The organism is Allomuricauda ruestringensis DSM 13258 (assembly GCF_000224085.1).
In the GTDB taxonomy this organism is placed as follows: domain Bacteria; phylum Bacteroidota; class Bacteroidia; order Flavobacteriales; family Flavobacteriaceae; genus Flagellimonas; species Flagellimonas ruestringensis.
Map to the genome: position 1 here is coordinate 3,580,408 of NC_015945.1, position 19,822 is coordinate 3,600,229.

At 42.0% G+C, this 19,822-nt stretch carries 13 protein-coding genes; 3 read left to right on the top strand and 10 right to left on the bottom strand.

What is annotated here, in order from left to right:
- The first annotated feature begins 162 nt into the window (after nt 1-162).
- Nucleotides 163-606 (top strand): hypothetical protein, encoded by a 444-nt coding sequence (locus tag MURRU_RS16120; RefSeq protein WP_014034555.1) that lies wholly within the window; start codon nt 163-165, stop codon nt 604-606.
- Here the strand turns inward: MURRU_RS16120 and MURRU_RS16125 are convergent.
- The 5 genes from MURRU_RS16125 to tilS form a co-directional block, all read right to left on the bottom strand.
- Nucleotides 603-1,013: a hypothetical protein gene (locus MURRU_RS16125; RefSeq protein ID WP_014034556.1), complete on the bottom strand. Its 411-nt coding sequence runs from the start codon at nt 1,011-1,013 to the stop codon at nt 603-605. The genes MURRU_RS16120 and MURRU_RS16125 overlap by 4 nt on opposite strands.
- A 181-nt stretch (nt 1,014-1,194) precedes the next feature.
- The gene (locus MURRU_RS16130) at nt 1,195-2,730 is read right to left on the bottom strand and encodes a YifB family Mg chelatase-like AAA ATPase (protein ID WP_014034557.1); all 1,536 of its coding nucleotides are present in this window, start codon (nt 2,728-2,730) and stop codon (nt 1,195-1,197) included.
- A 107-nt stretch (nt 2,731-2,837) separates the two neighbouring features.
- Nucleotides 2,838-5,225 carry a penicillin acylase family protein gene (locus MURRU_RS16135; protein WP_014034558.1) on the bottom strand — a complete coding sequence of 796 codons (2,388 nt, stop codon included), beginning with the start codon at nt 5,223-5,225 and terminating at the stop codon, nt 2,838-2,840.
- 82 nt (nt 5,226-5,307) lie between these two features.
- Complete coding sequence (locus MURRU_RS16140; protein ID WP_014034559.1) at nt 5,308-7,287, bottom strand: protein-disulfide reductase DsbD family protein; 1,980 nt, start codon at nt 7,285-7,287, stop codon at nt 5,308-5,310.
- The gene (gene tilS / locus MURRU_RS16145) at nt 7,284-8,558 is read right to left on the bottom strand and encodes a tRNA lysidine(34) synthetase TilS (protein WP_245545044.1); all 1,275 of its coding nucleotides are present in this window, start codon (nt 8,556-8,558) and stop codon (nt 7,284-7,286) included. The genes MURRU_RS16140 and tilS overlap by 4 nt, the downstream gene beginning before the upstream one ends.
- A gap of 616 nt (nt 8,559-9,174) precedes the next feature.
- On the opposite strand from tilS, the gene MURRU_RS17490 reads away from it, so the two are divergent.
- The gene (locus MURRU_RS17490; protein WP_014034562.1) at nt 9,175-11,061 is read left to right on the top strand and encodes a BspA family leucine-rich repeat surface protein; all 1,887 of its coding nucleotides are present in this window, start codon (nt 9,175-9,177) and stop codon (nt 11,059-11,061) included.
- Between the two features lie 449 nt (nt 11,062-11,510).
- Here MURRU_RS17490 and MURRU_RS16160 read toward each other — a convergent pair whose 3' ends face one another.
- Both MURRU_RS16160 and MURRU_RS16165 read right to left on the bottom strand, forming a co-directional pair.
- The gene (locus MURRU_RS16160; RefSeq protein ID WP_014034563.1) at nt 11,511-12,797 is read right to left on the bottom strand and encodes an anthranilate synthase component I family protein; all 1,287 of its coding nucleotides are present in this window, start codon (nt 12,795-12,797) and stop codon (nt 11,511-11,513) included.
- A gap of 3 nt (nt 12,798-12,800) precedes the next feature.
- Nucleotides 12,801-13,337, bottom strand: coding sequence for an NADPH-dependent FMN reductase (locus tag MURRU_RS16165; RefSeq protein ID WP_014034564.1), 537 nt, complete (start codon nt 13,335-13,337; stop codon nt 12,801-12,803).
- 49 nt (nt 13,338-13,386) lie between these two features.
- On the opposite strand from MURRU_RS16165, the gene MURRU_RS16170 reads away from it, so the two are divergent.
- A complete protein-coding gene (locus MURRU_RS16170; protein ID WP_313777676.1) occupies nt 13,387-14,664 on the top strand; it encodes a heparan-alpha-glucosaminide N-acetyltransferase domain-containing protein in 1,278 nt (425 codons plus the stop codon).
- Between the two features lie 134 nt (nt 14,665-14,798).
- Here MURRU_RS16170 and lpdA read toward each other — a convergent pair whose 3' ends face one another.
- The 3 genes from lpdA to MURRU_RS16190 all read right to left on the bottom strand — a co-directional run bounded on the left by lpdA (nt 14,799) and on the right by MURRU_RS16190 (nt 19,812).
- Entirely contained in the window at nt 14,799-16,202 is a 1,404-nt protein-coding gene (gene lpdA, locus MURRU_RS16175) for a dihydrolipoyl dehydrogenase (protein ID WP_014034566.1), read from the bottom strand.
- A gap of 1,088 nt (nt 16,203-17,290) precedes the next feature.
- Nucleotides 17,291-18,949 (bottom strand): BspA family leucine-rich repeat surface protein, encoded by a 1,659-nt coding sequence (locus MURRU_RS16185; RefSeq protein WP_014034568.1) that lies wholly within the window; start codon nt 18,947-18,949, stop codon nt 17,291-17,293.
- Nucleotides 18,950-19,347: 398 nt separating this feature from the next.
- Nucleotides 19,348-19,812: an Lrp/AsnC family transcriptional regulator gene (locus MURRU_RS16190; RefSeq protein WP_014034569.1), complete on the bottom strand. Its 465-nt coding sequence runs from the start codon at nt 19,810-19,812 to the stop codon at nt 19,348-19,350.
- Nucleotides 19,813-19,822: the final 10 nt, after the last annotated feature.

Consider the following 19,822-nt stretch of genomic DNA (forward strand, 5'->3'; position numbering starts at 1 on the left):
CGATTAAATTAACAGGATATCTGGACAAAATATGCATTTCATCCAAAAAAGTGTATTTCATCTAAAAGTGGGTTGTCGTACATCGATTTTTTATACTATTTCAAAAATCTCAAAGTTATAATAACACCAAATCATACTTAGACTAAAACTTGACAAAAACTTATGACATGTAAGGATTGCGGCAAAGATGTTAACCCCCAACAGTTTAAAGCTTCAAAAGAAGCTTTAGGCGTAGCGCTTTGCGAACGACATACAAAACTGATCAAAAAAGTAATACTCGACAATGACACCCCAATTGACGCCATACATTTGTTTTACGCCTTAAAAGATGCTGGAGTCCACCCTATGCTGGAGTGGTGGGATGGTAAAAGATCGGTTGATATTGCGATTTCCCGTGTTAAACTCAACATTGAGATTGACAAGAATTACAATATGATTACCCACGAACAGGCAATAAACGATCTGGAAGATGCCATGCATTCTTTTAAGAATGGGTTTACCACCATAAGAATTCCACATTTGGCCATTAAATACTACTTGGATGAAACCGTGGAAAACATTTTGGGCATTATTGCAGGCTTAAAGGCTAATATTAAGGCGGTTTAATTGCAGAACTGCATACTGTCCTCCCTTTTGGTTTGCTTGTATTCCAAAATATTGATGACTATGGTATGCTCTCCAATATTCTCCAAGTCGTTGATGTAGTCTTTGCCCCTATTTTCAAAGAAATCGGTATCACCAGAGTTTAATTTGATCATATCTATTTTTCCGTTGCCATAACGGGTGATCACCAAACCTCCGGTGGTACAGACCCAACCATAATTGGTATTGTGTCTTCTAAAAGAAAGCCGATCCCCAGAAGCCAAGTGCAAATCCCATAGTTTTATGCTCTCGTCTTCAAAAACCAACCTATTGCTCAACGACTCTTTAATTTCTTGATGTAGTAATTCATCAATCTTTTCCTGCTCCCAAGGGTCAAAGTTCCCTACTGGGTTCAATTCCACACATTGCATATTCTCTGAATTTTCTAAAATCGCGCAAAACTACGAGTTAAAACATTTATAAGCAGACGTTTAATCAACATTTAACTATTTCCTTGAATATCTTTCCAATTAAGGTTATGCTATTGCGAATATGTTGAAGAACAGCCCTTTAAGCTAAATTTTATCCAATACAATTTTCCTTGGGTTCAATTTAACCCAACCAACCTTCTCTATCTAAACTTCTGTACTGTATGGCCTCAGAAATGTGATTTTCCACTACATCTTCGGATTGTTCCAAATCGGCTATGGTTCGGGATACCTTCAAAATTCGGTCATAGGCCCTAGCAGAAAGGTTTAAACGCTGCATGGCATCTTTTAAAAGGTTTTTGGAAGACTCATTCAACTTACAGAACTTTCTAATATGCTTTGTGCCCATTTGGGCGTTGTAATGTATGCCTTCAACATCTTTAAATCTTTGGGTTTGGATCTCTCGTGCGGCTTCCACCCTTTTTCTTATTACAACACTACTCTCCCCTTTTCGCTCTTCGGACAATTTGTCAAAAGGAACAGGGGTTACTTCAATATGGATGTCTATTCTATCCAACAACGGACCTGATATTTTCCCCAAATAACGTTGCATTTCTGCGGGAGAGGAAGTGACGGGTGCATCAGGATCGTTAAAATATCCTCCGGGACTCGGGTTCATACTTGCAACCAACATAAAACTACTGGGGTAGGTTACCGTAAACTGTGCACGGGCAATGGTCACTTCCCTATCTTCCATGGGCTGTCGCATCACTTCCAGAACACGGCGCTCAAATTCCGGTAGTTCATCCAAAAACAGCACTCCATTGTGCGATAAAGAGATTTCCCCGGGTTGCGGGTAACTACCGCCTCCCACCAACGCAGCAGAACTAATGGTATGGTGTGGGTTTCTGAACGGCCTTTGACTCATCAACCCCTTATTTTTAACTTTCCCCACAACGCTATGTATTTTGGTGGTTTCCAAAGCTTCGTGAAGTGTCATCGGGGGCAAAATGGAAGGTAATCGCTTCGCCAACATGGTCTTCCCTGCCCCGGGCGGACCGATCAAAATAATATTGTGTCCACCTGCAGCGGCAATTTCCATACATCGCTTTATGCTTTCTTGCCCTTTTACATCAGCAAAATCAAACTCTGGAAGGTGCAAGTGCTCGTAAAACTCCTGCCGGGTATCCACATGGGTCTGTTCCAAAGGAACATTGGCATCAAAAAAATCAATGACCTCTCTAATATTTTCAACGCCATATACTTTTAGTCCATCTACAACAGCAGCTTCGTTCGCATTTTCTTTGGGTAAAATAAATCCTTCAAACCCCTCCTCCTTGGCTTTTATGGCAATGGGCAGAGCACCTTTTATGGGCTGTAGACTTCCATCCAAAGAAAGTTCTCCCATAATCAAGTACTTATCAATGTTTTCTGAACGGATTTGGTCCGATGCCGCCAAAATACCAATGGCCAAAGTAAGATCGTAAGCCGATCCTTCTTTTCTTAAATCGGCAGGGGCCATGTTGATGGTGATTTTTTTGCCGGGAATTCGGTAACCATTATTTTGTAGAGCAGCCGCAATCCGGTAGTTACTTTCCTTTATGGCATTATCGGGCAATCCTACCAAGTGGTAGCCGATGCCTTTATCTATGTTGACTTCCACGACAATGGTAGTTGCCTCAATGCCAAATACGGCACTCCCGTAAACTTTTATGAGCATGATGGAATTTCTAATTGAAAAAAGACTGAAAAATAACCAATCTCTTTACAAAAAGACTTTCCTTTTGACGAATACCCCAATTTGAATTGATGAATGCCCCTTCTGAATTAACGGAAGATTAAAATAGACTCAGCAGTTTCTTGAATTTCATGCTTGTTCATCATCATTTTACGGAACTTCCCGTCGACATACATTTCGGCTTGATCCTCATAATGTTTGCTGAACGGGTTTCCAGATTGTCCCGTTGGCAATATGCTGATACTGTTCTCCACATCCGAAAAATCAATGACACGTCTTGTGGACGGACCAGAACTTACTTTGTAAAATCCTGTACTGTCATAAGGGAAAGATAGGTTATTGATAACCTCACGAGTTCCTGTAACCGGAAACGGCCCCACATTAAAATATTTACGGAGCGAAGCTACTTGCCCAAACGGATGTTGGTGCTCCAGAGTGTGTACTTTATCCCAAGTCCATTGGCTGGGATCGGGCCCAAAATCCTTAACAAGGGAACTCCAAGCATCGACAAATGATTTCATGATTATATCCTGTCTTGTTTCAGTAACCTCCTTAGTGTTTATGTTGTCCCACCATTTCCCATTTTCCATTTTGGCTCCCCAAGCAATCTGTCTTTTGAACAAATGGGTTTTTAAAAACTGTTTGAACATTTCTGGCCCAAGCTCGTCCTCCATGGTATTCTTTATCATAAAATAGAGTGATCTATGGTAAAGTGTTGGACTAGTGCTCGTTAAAGAGTATTTTCCGTTCCAATTCTTTAAAGAATCTACCATTACCAACTGTTCGTTGGTTAAATGAGTTACATCGAATAGTTTGATCAATTCTGTAATCAATTCCGTGTTTACTGGCGAAGTAACATCCAGCATCATTTTTGAAATGGACTCCTTGTCCCAATCGTCTTTTACTTCGAGTAGTTGAACTATTCGCTTGGCACGGTTCTCGGGCAAATAATAGCCCGGATACAACATTCCTGCAATAGAATCTGGTTGATTGTTCGCAGAATATACATAATTCCATGGTGGGTTTTCGGCCATGGGATTTTCTGAAAAGTCCAAATAACGTAGCGGCTCCTCTTTCCCTGTGGTTCCATCCAAAATAAACTTGGTAGATAAGCTATCGGGCATTTCGTAAAGTTTTGCCGTAGCCCACCAGGCCACATTGCCTTCGGCATCGCCATACATTACATTAAGCCCTGGTGCATGGATGTTGGGCAAGGCACTTTTAAACTCCTTTATATTGGTAGCATGACTCAAACCATATAAGGCATGTACCACTCTATTTTGTGGCTTGGTATAAATCCAAGACATAGAAATAGGGCGTTTTCCCGAAATTTGGTCGGCAATGTTATTCAGAACAGGGCCATGATGTGTTTTCTTATAGCTAAAGGCCACATCATCCCCATCCTTTACTTTGATGGTTTTATTGATAAATTCATAATCCTTCCAACCCTCTACGGTTTTGTATTTAGTACTGTCGGATGGATGGGTTTCTTCGTAATAAAAATCAATATCATCATTCTCGAACATGGTGAGGCCATAAGCTAGTTTTCTATCATGTCCTAGCAGCGGAAAAGGAACTCCTGCCAAATGATATCCATATTTTTCATAGGTCGGGGTACTTACATGGGCCTCGTACCAAACAGAAGGTTGGGCAAAACCTATATGTGGGTCGTTGGCCAAAATTACTTTACCGTTTTTGGTCTTCTGTGGGGCTACCACCCAGCTATTGCTCCCTTCGAACTGCGGAATGGGAAGTTTATCCAAAGCTGCCGTTACACTTGCGGTAATATTTGTCCCCAAAGTATCTGTTTCGACTCCGTTATAGTTTTTAATCCAAACCGTGGAAGTATCCGAACTTATGGCCAAGTCATTAATATACTCCTCACCAAGTTTATTGCGCATACTTGTCAATAACGGGTCCGTTTTGTGCGCCATGGCAAAACTAAACGCCATATATCCAACGGCATTGTAGACATCTTCAATGGTGAATGGCTCCTTTTCAATCCCTGTCAAATAGAACTCAATAGGTGTTGGTCCATTTTTTATAAACTCATTAATACCATCCAAATAAGCTTGGGAAAGCACTATGGCCTCACTCTGCATGTCCAATGCTGCTATTGTTTCTTTGGTATGGTCGGCGATACCCAAAGACAGGAAAAACTTGTCGGTTTTGATCATGTCCTCACCAAAAACTTCGGAAAGTCGTCCTTTGGCCACCCTTCGCAACAATTCCATTTGCCATAATCTATCCTGGGCATGTACGTAGCCCAATGCCCTTAGGGCATCTGTTTCGTTGTCTGCATAAATATGGGGGATTCCGTAGGGGTCAAAATAAGTTGTTACCTCATTGGAGAGTCCTGGCAAAGATTTTTCTCCACCATAATCTGGTTTAAGGCTGTTAATAAATATAGCTATGCCAATAATTACAAGTAGAAGAAATCCTGCAAGAACAAGAAGAATCTTTTTGTACTTTTTCACGAAGATGGGTTAAGTCAATTAATCTACCCCAAGGTATAATTAATTTCTCAAATGGCTGAAAAAAAATATTGACAAATATCAATTATTTATTCATGGAAAGATGGTGTTTTTCCAAACCAGATTTCAACCATTTCTCATAAGTTTCAATATCCACATACTGTACCGCTTCGTTCAAAATCTCCAAATTTGGGGAAAGCAGCACATAATACGGCTGCGATGCCGCATTAAAATTGATCGTCTGGAATGTTCCCCATTTTTGACCAATGGTTTCAATGGCTTTTACCCTTCCTGAATCATATTTAAAGTCGAATTGTTGTGCTTCTGGAAGTTCCTTTCTATCATCTACATAAAGGGAAATCAACACGTAATCCTCTTTGATGATGGGGTAAATATCAGGGTCGCTCCACACATTTTCTTCCATCTTTCTGCAATTAACGCAGGCCCAGCCCGTAAAGTCGAGCAAAATGGGTTTATTTACCTCTTGCGCATAAGCCACGCCTTCCTCAAAATCCTTGAAGCAATCCAATCCTAACGGACAATCGCTTTCTGTTTCCACAACGCTGTAAAAACTTGGTGGAGGAAAACCACTCAGCAATTTTAATTGGGTGAAATTGAAAAGACCAAGAATCAAGTAAACGCTAAAAGCAAAGCTTAACAAGCCTACTATTTTTCTGGCTGGTGACAAATTTTTCCTGGGTCCATCGTGCGGAAATCTAAAGATTCCGAAGAGGTATAATGTCATCAAAACAAAGAGCACTACCCATATCACCACAAATATTTCTCGTTTAAAAATGCCCCAGTTTCCTACTAAATCAGCATTTGATAGGAATTTGAAAGCCAAGGCCAGCTCCAAAAAGCCAAGCACTACTTTAACGGTGGTCATCCAACCGCCAGATTTTGGCAAGGAATTCAACCAAGCCGGGAACATAGCGAACAAAGCAAATGGCAAGGCCAAAGCCAAACCAAAACCAACCATTCCCGATGTTAAGTTTGTAGCCACATTGCCTTCGGCAAGGGTTGTACTACCTAAAAGCCCGCCCAAAATGGGTCCTGTACACGAAAAAGATACAATCGCCAAGGTCAATGCCATAAAAAAGACGCCCAGTCCCCCTCCTACTTTGGATGATGCGGAATCCATTTTATTGGCCCATGAGCTGGGCAAGGTTAATTCGTAATACCCAAAAAACGAAAAGGCAAAGAATACAAAAATGACAAAGAAGAATACGTTGAGCCAAATATTGGTGGCTATGGTATTCAATATCTGTGAATCCACCGAATTAAACAAGTGGAACGGCAAACTCAACAAGAAATAAATTAAAACGATAAAGAATCCGTACAATAAAGCATTGCCTATTCCCTTAGACTTGTTCTGGGTTTGTTTGGTGAAAAAGGAAACCGTTAATGGAATCATGGGAAACACACAGGGTGTCAACAATGCAATAAGTCCTCCAATGAATCCCAATCCAAAAATTACCCATAAGTTGGACTTTCCTTCGGAATCGGATACTCCATTTTGATTCAAGAGGTTTTTGTTCTTTAAATCCAATTTGAGGGACTCCCCCAAAGCCACACTTCGTTCATCCAAGGATGTTTCTTCGGCAACAAAACCACTCCCATCCAACGAAATCTGAAAAAGTTCGTCTGCAGGAATGCAAACCTCCTTACAAATTTGATAAAAGAGGTTTACTGAAATCTGATTGACCTCTGGGTCGAGTAATTTTATTTTCTGGGTGAATATGGCCTCTTTCTTAAAAAATGTCTCTTCTACCTCAAAAATATCGCTGTACTCTTTTATGGTCTCACTTTCTTCGGTTTTACCAATAAGTTCATAGTCCTCGCCTACTTCTTCAAAAGAAAATTCGCTGGGTAAGGAACCTCCTTCGGCGGTGTATTGTGAATACACGTGCCACCCGTCCATAATCTTGCCCTTGAACACCAGCTCGTATTCGGTATCGGACAGTTTATGTACTTCGTGGGTCCAAACTGCTGGATTCTCATTCGTTTGGGCGAATGTGGTTAAATTGATGAAGAATAATCCTAAAAAGAGTACTAATAGTCTCATGTAAGCTGCGTAATCTTTATTATTTGTCGGGTTGAATCCTCAACCTTAAATCGTTCGTCGGCCCTTTTGCCTACAACCCAAACAATTTCATTATCCGAGGAACAAAGTAGCCATTGCTTTTCTTTGGAAATCACATCCAGTTTTTCATCCTTAAAAAACTTGGACAGTTTTTTCTTGCCCTGCATCCCGAAGGGATAAAAATAGTCGCCTTTTTCCCAATTTCTTAACACTAACGGAAAGTTTAACTTTTCCTTATCCAAAAATACGACATTTCGCCCCTGTTTTTCTAGGGTCTCAACATTTTCCAGCTTTAGTTTGATGGGCAACTCGGATGGAGTTCCATCTACATGGACAAGGTATGTCCCGTTTACCGTGTTCTTTATTTCAGAGAGAATCAGAAAATCCCTATCCTTCAACAATCGGTGTGTTTTGGAAACTACTTGTTTTCCACTCATGGCGGACAAAAGGTCTTTTACATCGTTCCATTCTGTAAACCCATAATCTTTGAACAGTCCATACAGGTAAGCATCCAACGGTTGTAGCTTTTCCAGTGCTGTAATGCTAATTTTAATATCACCATCTCGCTGCTCAAACAACTTGGACTTTAATTCATTTAAATGATTAGAGGCCAAACTATTGGTTTGCTGCAAATGATTCTGGGTGTTCAGAAAATTTTGTAAAAAAGTGGGATGCAATTCTTTTAAAACGGGCACAATTTGATGACGAATCTTGTTCCGAAGGTATTTGGTACTGGCATTGCTGCTGTCCTCTCGCCAAGCAATCTTTTCCGACTTGGCATAGGCCAAAATTTCTTGTTGGGAAAAGGGCAATAAGGGACGAACCACTTGTTCGTTCACTTCAGGAATACCGGAAAGGCCTTCGATTCCCGTACCGCGCGATAGGTTGATCAAAAAGGTCTCCAAACTATCGTTCGCATGGTGAGCCGTTAAAATATAGTCGAAACCTTTGGTTTCCAACAACTCGGAAAACCATTGGTAACGTAGTTCGCGAGCGGCCATTTGAACGGACAATCGGTGGGTTTGGGCATATTGTTCAGTCTCAAATTGCTTAACAAAAACCTCAATTCCCAATGTAGTTGCCAATTGTCGCACAAAAACTTCATCTCCATCACTCTCATCGCTGCGTAAAGTAAAATTGCAATGCGCCAAGCCAATATCCAAATCAGCAGCAACACACAAATGTGCCAACGTAACACTATCTACGCCTCCACTACAGGCCAATAGGAGCTTTTTCCCCTTTAGAAAGGGCATCTCGCTGTTTATGTGCTGTTTGAACTTTGGGAACATATTGCGAATTTACGAATAAACCTCAGCCTTGCAGCTGTGTTATTACGTTACTAAGTTATTTTGTTGTTGGATGCTCGGTGTTGGATGTTCGGTGTCAGAAGTCGGGAGCACGAAGTTAGTTAGCAGTAATCCCTACCTTTGATGTTTGATCTTGACGCTTGGGTTTGATATTTGAACTTGGATTTGAGTCGGGAGTCAGTTGGCAGTAGGCAGTTCGCAGTAGGCAGTAAGCAGTAACTTAATAACCCAATAACTTAGTCTAGAGATCGGAAGCACGATGCACGAAGTCGGTTTGCAGTAACCCAATAACTTCTTAACTCTGAACTCCTAACTCTAAACTCCTAACTTCAGAAGTCTTGTCTCTTGTCTCTTTGCTCTCTTCTCTCTGTTCTTGAACTTGAAACCTGAGTTTGAACTTTTTGACTGCCTACTGCGGACTGCCCACTGCATACTGAAAACTTTCCCATCAACCCAACCCGTGCATCCATCAATCCAAACGGGGCATTGGTAAGATCGTGTCCAAAACTCTCCCGCGAACATTGCATCTTGTCCCAATTTATAATCAAAAACTAAATATGTTATGAAACACATTGCAAAGAAATTAGGTGTTGCACTGATGGCCACCATCATGATCTGGAGCTGCGGCAAGGACGACGGCCCAACACCGCCCAAGAACACCGCCCCTGTGGTCAAGGCCCACACCTTTACGGTAGCGGAGACCATTGCGGACACCGAGACCATTGGCACGGTAACCGCCACCGATGCGGAGGGCGACGCCCTTGCCTTTAGCATTAAAACGAACGACGGCAACCTTTTTGAGATCACCAAGGAAGGCAAACTGAGCCTGGCCACGGGCAAGGCACTGGACGCAGCGAGCAGCGACAAGCACAGCATAACGGTGAGCGTAACCGACGGAACGGCCAAGGCCGATGCCACAGTGACCATAAAAGTGACCGCTGTTGACCCAGATAATCAGTCCCCCGTGATCGAGGCACAGGAATTTACAGTCTCCGAAGCGATTACCGATACCGATGAGATCGGGCAGGTAGCGGCCACCGACCCAGAGGATGACGAGCTTACCTTTGAGATGATCGCGAACGACAACGACCTCTTTCTACTGACCACGGCAGGGGTCCTGACCTTGGCCGAGGGCAAGACATTGGACTTTGGGACCGCCACCGAGCACAGCATAACGGTAAGGGTGAGCGATGGCAACACCACGGCCAATGCCGAGATTACCATAAAAGTGACCGAAGGCACCACCAACTCCGCCCCGGTGATCGAGGCACAGGAGTTCACCGCCAAGGAGGACATTACGGATGCCGATGTAATAGGCACGGTAACCGCCACCGATGCCGACGAGGACGAGCTCACTTTTGAGCTAAAGGAGAACGACAACGACCTCTTTTTGTTGAACGAAGCAGGGGAACTTACCTTGGCCGAGGGTAAGACTTTGGACTACGAGACCGCTACGGAGCACAGCATTACCGTGAGCGTAACCGATGGAGAGGACACCGCCGAGGCCACAATAACGATTACCGTGGAAAACGTAATAGAGAGCATGGCCGAGGACCCAGCCTCCTTTATCACCACTTGGAAGACCGAGACCGATGGGGAGGAGATAGAGATTGGAATACTTGGCAACTATACCTATAACTATACCATAGACTGGGGCGATGGCACGGTGGAAGAGCTTACCGAAGCGGATGGATATCCGAACCACACCTATACTGCGGCGGGCACCTATACCGTGGCCATACAGGGGGAGTTTCCTTCTTTCACCTTCCTTGGGGGTGTTGGAACAGCAGAAAAACTCATGAGCTTGGAGCAGTGGGGCAACATTCAATGGAAATCTTTTTATTACGCTTTTGCAGACTGTGAAAACATGGTGTACAATGCCACGGATGCCCCCGACCTTTTCAACGTAACTGATATGTCTTTCATGTTCGATGATGCTACGTCCTTTAATGGGGACATCAGTGACTGGGACGTGAGCAATGTGACTGATATGAGGTATATGTTCCAAGGAGCTACCTCCTTTAACGGGGACATCAGCGGATGGGATGTAAGCAATGTGACTAGTATGTATGCTATGTTCTATGAAGCCACTTCCTTTAACGGGGATTTAAGTGCTTGGGGTGCTAAGTTGGGCAATGTGACCAGTATGAGATATATGTTCAAAGGAGCCACTTCTTTTGATCAAGACCTTGGCGGTTGGGATATTGGCAGTGTTGAAGACATGACGGGTATGCTGGACAACTCTGGGATGTCCAAGGCCAATCTGGGCAGTACATTTATAGGATGGAACAATTATGTGGAGCAGAACGGAGGTCCCGAGGGCATCACATTGGGATTGGAGAATCTGGCCATCTGTTTGGAAAGCGAAGGGTTCAATGCTTTTCAGAACCTGTACGACAACCATTCATGGGATTATACGGGCCAATATACATTTGAGGAATGTAATTGATAGTAAAAATAGGTTATAAAACATGCCACCGGGAGGCCTTCGGGTTTCTCGGTGGTTTTGTTTTTTGTTGTTGGAAGTCAGTAGACAGCAGGCAGTTAGCAGTCAGCAGTTTACAGTTGTCAGTAGGCAGTTAGCAATTCGCAGTAACTCAATAGCCCAATAACTTAGTCTAGAGGTCGGAAGCACGAAGTCTTAGCTCTCTTTTCATTGCTCTTGAACCTGGACTTGGATTTGAACTTGTCCGAAGTCGGGAGTCAGTAGTCAGTAGCTCAATAACCCAATAACTCTGAACTCCTAACTCAAAACTCCTAACTTCAGAAGTCTTGGTTCTTTTTTCTTTGCCCTTGAACCTGGACTTGAATTTGAACTTGTCCGAAGTCGGGAGTCAGTAGCTCAATAACCCAATAACTGAATAACTCCTAACTTGAAACTTGAACTCACTATCAACCTCATCCCCTTTCCTCCAAAACTGTTCGCATAGCTTTGGCTTTAAGCAGGCATTCTTCATATTCCTTTTCTGGGTCAGATTTTGCGGTGATGGCACTTCCAACAGAAAAGGACACATACTTTTTTGTTGCATTGTACAGAATACTCCGAATTACTACGTTAAAATCAAAATCTCCGTTTGGATCAAAATAACCGACAGCTGCGCTGTACAAACCTCGTTTGGTTTCCTCCAAATCTTCAATGATTTTCATTGCTGAAATCTTCGGAGCACCCGTCATACTGCCCATGGGGAAAGTTTCTTTAATCAGTTCTATGGAATTCTTATCCTTTGGAACCGTTGAAACTACGGTGGAGATCAATTGATGTACTTGCTTAAAAGTGTATGGCTTACAGAGTTCTTCGACTTGCACAGAACCCTTTAAAGCGCTTTTGGACAAATCGTTGCGGACCAAATCCGTAATCATGATGTTTTCTGAGCGCTCTTTTTCATCTTGGGATAATTCTTTTTTGATTCTTTGATCATCCTCTTCATCATTTCCACGTGGCGCAGTTCCTTTTATGGGTTGTGAAATCACTTTTTGCCCCATTTTTTTAATGTACCGTTCGGGTGAAGCACATATCAAATACTTATCCCTTAACCTAACAAATGCTGCAAACGGCGGTTCGGAAATACTGTTCAATTTATGATGGGTATACCAAGGGTCAATGGAAATATCTTCTGCATAAAATTCCTGACAAAAATTAGCTTCATAAATGTCGCCACGGTGGATATGCTCCAAAAAACGGTTGGCTTTTTCAAAATAGGCATCCTTGTGGATCCGCATTTTAATTTTGATGGGGTCGTTCAGCTGTTTCGAGAAATCCATTTGCTGAAAATTGATGATTTCAGTATAATCAGCTTCAATTTCGTGGGCATAAGCGTTCAAATACTTAAAATGAAGCTGGCCTTCATCAATAATTATAATTTTTTTGGGTTGATAAAATTGCAGCATTGGAAATCCAAGAACATCTAAATTTTCGGAAATCAAATCTTCCAATTCATTTTTAAAATCATAGGAAAAATACCCAAAAACCCAATCCTTTTGCTGATCCACAAAGGTTTGAAGCTCATCAACACCCATCAATACTTGAGATGCACCAACAGCTAGGCAGGCTTCGAAACTGGAATATTTATCTCGGTGCGAGTTGCTATCCAACCAAATTACGCTCTGATAAGCCCTAGACCATTGGAGCAGCGCCTTTTTACTTTGTAAAAGGGAATTTATCTTAAAGGAACGGTGTGTTCGCAATACCTATTGTTTTAACGAATCCAAAAAAGTGCTCAATGCATTTTGGTGTTCATTTTTTAAGGTTTCGTCCAAAATGCCCTCTTCACTAAAATTATCATAAAAAGATGGCAAGGAAAAGGTCGCTACGATTTCCGCACCAAACCTCGGCAACATATTTTCAACAACCGCCAAGGAACCTTTGCCTCCCCGCTTTCCTCCTGAAGTGGACATCAATAATACTTTGGTGCCCTCCAAGAACTTACGATCTATTCGCGAAAGCCAATCCAATACATTTTTAAAATAGGCCGAAGGGTTTCCGTTGTGTTCGTTAACCGATAATATAAGACTATTTGAACTTTTGATACGCTCCTTCAATTCTACCACAGCATCCGGGAACCCTTTTTCCTTTTCATGGTCTTCGCTATACATGGGAAAAGGGTGCTCTGCCATGTTGAGGATCTGAATATCATTATTTTGCACTAGGGAAGTGGTGTGTTGGACTAATTTAAAATTAATAGAAGTTGAAGAATTGCTTCCGGCGAATGCCAAAATTGCAGCCATAGTATAAAATCATTGATTGTTTCGCTAAAATACCGCAATTGAGACAGAGATGCGACTATTTTGTATATTTTTGGCACGAAGAACATCCAAACTGCCTGCTAAACAAGTATATAGGTTGAATGTAAACCAAATGACAGCCAAGAACAACAGGTTATTTTTTATAGACGCCATGCGTGCATGGGCCATTTTGATGATGCTGCAAGGGCACTTCATCGATGGTTTGTTGGATCCTGTTTTTAGGGACTCAAGCAATTCTGTTTACAATGTTTGGCTTTATTTTAGAGGAATTACCGCTCCTGTTTTCTTTACCGTTTCTGGCTTTATATTTACGTATTTATTGATTCGGGTTCCACAAAACGGAATGGAAAACCCTAGGGTTTCCAAAGGTATTCGTCGTGGACTACAGCTATTGGCCATTGGTTACTTACTACGCTTGAATCTTGGAGGTCTCTTTAAAGGTGAAATTTACAATTCGTTTTATTTGGTAGATGTGCTCCATTGCATCGGGCTCTCCATTCTAGGTCTTATTGGCATATATTTGCTCACCGCCAATAGGAAAAAATATGTGCTTCCTGCTGTTCTGATCAGCATCACCTTGTTGCTTTTTCTGTTCGAACGGGTTTACAAGGATTGGACTTTCGCTTTTTTACCTGATTTTATCGCCAATTATTTCACCAAGGCCAATGGTTCTGTGTTTACCATCATTCCTTGGTTTGGATATACTACTTTGGGTGCCTTTATCTCGGTGCTTTTTACGCGATTTAAAAACTATAAATATTTATACCCTGCAGCGATTGCCATAGCGTTGGCGGTTGGCTATTTTTTAATATACCAATCTTCCAATGTTTTTAAAGGACTTTATGAATGGACCGGGTTGGAATTATTCAACTTAATACTCTCCAATAACTATTTATTTATCCGTTTGGGCAATGTGCTCGTTGTTTTTGCCGTATTTATGATCCTTCGCCGATTTATGACGAACAAAACAGTTCTGAAAATTGGTGCAAGTACACTTTCCATCTACGTGATTCACTTTGTTATACTTTATGGAAGCTTAACGGGATTGGGGCTGTACCGTTTCTTTAACCATTCACTTTCGCCTGAAATAGTGGTTGCAGGCGCTTTCGCTTTTATAATCGTTTGTACATTTTTATCATTACAATACAACCGATACGAAGCAAATATCAAATCACAGCTTGCTTGGGGCATTTCTTATGCCAAAATCCAGATTACCGACTTGAAAGAGGCCTCCACCCCTGTGCTACGAGAGCTTTTTATTAGAGTTAGACTATTCCTCAGAAGAGTTTTCCGCACGGTAAGAAGCTAAAAAAGCATTCAATCCTAAGACTGAATGCTTTAAAGTTATCCAAAATATGTGTTTTCGTCAACCTGAGTTCTCGATACTTTTCCTCAAGGAAAAACTCGAACTGACGGATTTTTATGTACGTACCAAAAAGTTAATTAAACATGCAAAGCCCTATCATCGGTTGCGGCCAATGCAGCTTCCTTAACGGCTTCGGCAAAGGTTGGGTGGGCATGGCTCATTCGGGAAATATCCTCGGCCGACGCCCTGAATTCCATCGCGGTAACACCTTCCGTAATCAAATCTGCACAACGTGCCCCAATCATATGAACGCCCAGTACTTCATCAGTGTTCTTATCTGCAAGAATCTTCACAAAACCATCAATATCCATGCTGGCACGGGCTCTTCCCAAGGCACGCATCGGAAACTGACCTGATTTATATGCTACGCCTTCTTCTTTCAATTGCTCTTCTGTTTTTCCAACAGCGGCAACTTCTGGCCAAGTATAAACAACACCTGGTATAAGGTTATAATCTATATGTGGTTTTTGGCCTGCCAACAATTCGGCGACCATGGTACCTTCTTCTTCGGCCTTATGGGCCAACATGGCACCTTTTACCACATCGCCAATGGCATAAATATTGGAAACGTTGGTCTGCAAGTGTTCGTTTACTTCTACTCTGCCCTTATCATCCAATTTTACGCCTGCAGCTTCGGCGTTCAATCCATCGGTATACGGTTTACGGCCAACACTTACCAAGCAATAGTCTCCTTTTATGGTAACCTCTTTGCCTTTTTTGTCATCGGCTTTCACAATTATCTCGTCACCTTTGCGCTCTACGGATTTTACTTTGTGGGACAGGTTGAACTTCACCTTTTGTTTTTTCATCACTTTGGTGAGCTCTTTGGACAAAGCGCCATCCATGCCGGGGATAATGCGGTCCATAAATTCCACTACGGTTACTTCGGCGCCCAAGCGCTTGTATACCTGACCCAATTCCAAACCTATCACTCCTCCCCCAATCACAATCAAATGTTTTGGAATCTCCTTTAGCTTTAGGGCTTCGGTTGAGGTAATCACTCTTTCTTTATCAATTTCAATAAAAGGTAAGGATGATGGTTTAGACCCCGTAGCAATGATGCTGTTCTTAGCTTCGATGGTTTCTGTTTTTCCATCTTTTTTAATATTGATGTGCGTAGCGTCCTTGAAACTTCCTACGCCATGGTAAACATCAATCTTGTTTTTGCTCATCAAAAACTCGACTCCCTTAGTGGTTTGGTCCACTACAGCTTGTTTACGAGCAATCATTTGCTTCAAGTTCACTTTTACCTCCCCTGGAATATCGATACCGTGCTCCTCGAAGTGCTTAACTGCATCTTCATAATGGTGCGATGAGTCCAAAAGCGCTTTGGAAGGAATACATCCTACGTTTAAGCATGTACCGCCAAGTACAGCATACTTTTCTATTATTGCAGTTTTCATTCCCAATTGGGCACATCGAATGGCCGCTACATAGCCTCCAGGTCCAGAGCCGATGATAGCTACATCATATTGATTCATATTGTATTATTTGTAAGGATGATTCTTAAAAGATATGTTCTTTAAAAACAACCGTAAAAATACAAATGTTTTTCGGGACAGTCCCAATCAATTCTGTGGGAAAAAGGTTTTGAGTTCGGAGTTTAGTATACAGTTGTCAGTTCTCAGTGGGCAGTCAAAAAGTTCAAACTCAAGTTTCAGGGTCAAGAACAGAGAGCAAAGGAGCAAGAAGCAAAGAACCAAGACCGCTGCGCTGTTAGGCACAAGAACCAAGACTTCTGAAGTTAGAAGTTTAGAGTTAGGAGTTCAGAGTTGCAAAGTGGGTTATTCAGTTATTGGGTTACTGCAGACTGCGAACTGCTTACTGCCAACTGACTTCCAACTTCCGACATCAAGTATCAAGTTCAAGAACAGAAAATTCGTGATGATTTGTGGAATTTGCGTCAAAAAGGTCAAAGGGAGGAGGGTAAAAGTTGAATGGTTACTCATTGTTTATTGGCTTGACATGAATTTCACTTATTGCTCGAATCAAGTTCAAACTCAAGTTTCAGGGTCAAGAACAAAGAGCAAAGGAGCAAGAAGAAAGAACCAAGGCCGCTGCGCTGTCAGACACAAGGACAAAGACCTTTGGCAACCTAAAACTTGAAACCAAGAACGGACTTCCGGCTTCGGGCATCATGCTTCAAGCTCAAACATCAAACTCCAATAACCCCTGCCTACGGCTGACACGAATTACACAAATGGCCACGAATTATTTCATTGTCATTTCGAACCGACCAGCGGGAGCGTGAGAAATCTAGATTCCTCAGTCGCTACGCTCCTTCAGAATGACAGGCATCAGGTGCCAAGTGCAAACATCAAACTCAAATTAATAACACAACAACAAAATAACCAAACAACTCAGTATGCAGTTGGCAGAAAGCAGTAAAATGACTAATACCAAATTCCAATAACAAAATAACTCAATAACCCAATAACGCAGTAACTTCTAACTTGGAACGCCGAGCATCAAACTCCTCCCTTTGGGGAGGCCGGGAGGGGGCAACAAAAAACCACCGAGAAACCCGAAAGCCTCCCGATGGCATGTTTTAAAACCTATTTTTTAACAATCAGTTACATTCTTGCTCAAAAACTTGATCTCCTGTAAAATTCCAATTGTAGTTATTCTGTAGCTTGAGTCCTGCTTCAAGAGCTTCTGTACCGCAAAAGGTAAGTCCATCAGCTCCAAAATTTATATCATAAGGTCCGTTGTTCTGCTCCACAAAACTGCTCCAACCCATCAACAGGGCATTAAAGTTTTCTTTGGACATTCCCGAATTATCCAACATACCGTCCATTAATTCTACCTTACCAATATTCCAATTGCTCAAGTCCCCGTCAAAGGAAGTTGCTCCATTGAACATATTTTCCATAGTATTCACATTATTAACATCCCAACTGCTGACATCACCATTAAAAGAGGTGGCATCTCTGAACATTGACCCCATACCGGTCACATGGCTCACGTCCCAATTACTAATATCCCCGTTAAAGGAAGTGGCACCATAGAACATTGCTGTCATAGAGGTCACATGACTCACGTCCCAGTCGCTAAGATTCCCGTTAAAGGAAGTGGCACCGGCGAACATACCCGTCATAGTGGTCACATGGCTCACATCCCAGTCACTGACATCCCCATTAAAGGAGGTGGCTTCATAAAACATACCGCTGGTGCTGGTTGCCTTGGATAAATCCGGTACGTCCGTCGCATTATATACCATATTTTCGCAATTGCCAAAAGTATAGCTTAAATATTCCCATTGTATAATGCCCCATTGTTCCAAGCTTTCAAGTTTCGAAGAATATTGTGGGTTGTTAAAAAGAACAGTTGGAAATTCACCATATATAGCCACGGTATAAGTGCCAGCAGAAGCATAGATATGAGAAGGATGTCCATCAGCCTCAGTAAGCTCCTCTATTGTTCCATCTCCCCAATCTATGGTATAGTTGTAAGAGTAATAGTTATTTATTATTTCAAACATAATCTCTTCTCCATCGGTCTCGGTCTTCCATGTGGTCACAAAAGACTTAGGGTCTTCGGCCAAGGTATCTCCATCATTTATAACTATAATTTTCACTGCTACTTCCACAGTTGCATTATCATCTTCAACACTTACGGTAATATTGTGCTCTTTGCTAGTCTCATAATCGAGTTGCTGTCCTGCGGCCAAGCTTAGTTCACCTGCTTCGTTGATCGTAAACAGGCCGTTGTCGTTAGTGGGAATGTTAAAAACAAGATCCGCTATATCCGTGTCGGCATCTTCGACCTCAAAGGTGTGGATCAATTCTTCTGTAGATAAGTCTTCGCTTACTTCAAACTCATAGGCTTCCTGCGCAAATACGGGTACACAATCGCAAATGGTGATTAGACCAGTATCCTCCCTTTCTCCATCAGTAACCGTAACGGTAATCTTGTGAGATTGAGGAGCCTCAAGGTCAAGTTCTTTGCCCGCTTTTAAGCTTAACAACCCTGTTTTAGGGCTTATCTCGAACATATCACTATCATCAGCAGTGATACTATAAGTAAGCTTGGTGCCCATATTGGAATCGTATGCCTTTACTTCGGCTACCGTTTGGCCATCGGTTAGGGCTTCGGGAACATGAAAGGACTGGTCGTATATAACCGGGGGCTGATTGGCGAATGACTTTGGACCGTCATCTTTTTCGCAGGACCAGAGCATTACCAAGGCCATTATTGTTATTCCAAATTTGTTCAATGTGTTTTTCATGACTAAAGTTTTATAGGGTAATTGGAGCAAGATGCAGAGTTTACGCGAACTTTTTAGGCATGATCTTATGAACACCTTATTTGGATTGATAAACCCTAGTTTTGGATTGATGAGGTTCGGGGCAGTAGGCAGTTTTCAGAGGGCAATAGGCAGGTAAGTTTAAGCTCAAGTCTCAACCTCAAGTACAAAAACATTCGTGGCCATTCGTGAAATTTGTGTCAAAAAGGAAAAAGAATCATGAGACAAGAGACAAGAATCGACTATCGACATCAAGCAACCAATAGCCCAGTTTGCAGTGGGCAGTTTGCAGGCGAACATCAAACTAAAGTTTCAAGTTCAAGCGACAAACTCAAGTTCAATAACTTAATAACAGAGTAACCCAATAATAGAACAATAAATCAACCACCAATATGTACCGATGGTGTATTTTTCACCTCATTGATGACAAATGAACTTTGTGTATTGCCAATATTGGCTATGGCAGTCAATTTAGTGACCATAAACTCCCGATAACTTTTCATGTCCTTTACAAAAATCTTTAAAATATAGTCGTAATCGCCACCTACATGAAAGCACTCGGAAACCTCTTGAAGCTGCAATACCTCACGCTCAAACTTTAAGACATTCTCCTTGGTATGTTGCACCAAGCGAATTTGACAAAGTACCATAAAATCGCGCCCAACTTTCTCTTTGTCCACCATGGCGGTATATTGCGTAATTACCCCATTGCGCTCCAATCGACGAATTCGCTCATAAACTGCAGTTTTGGACAAATGCAAAGCATCTGCATATTGTTTTGTTGTCTTTTTACAGTCCTCTTGGAGCAGTCTTACCAATTCAATATCCACTTTATCCAGTTTCATTCTGACGATT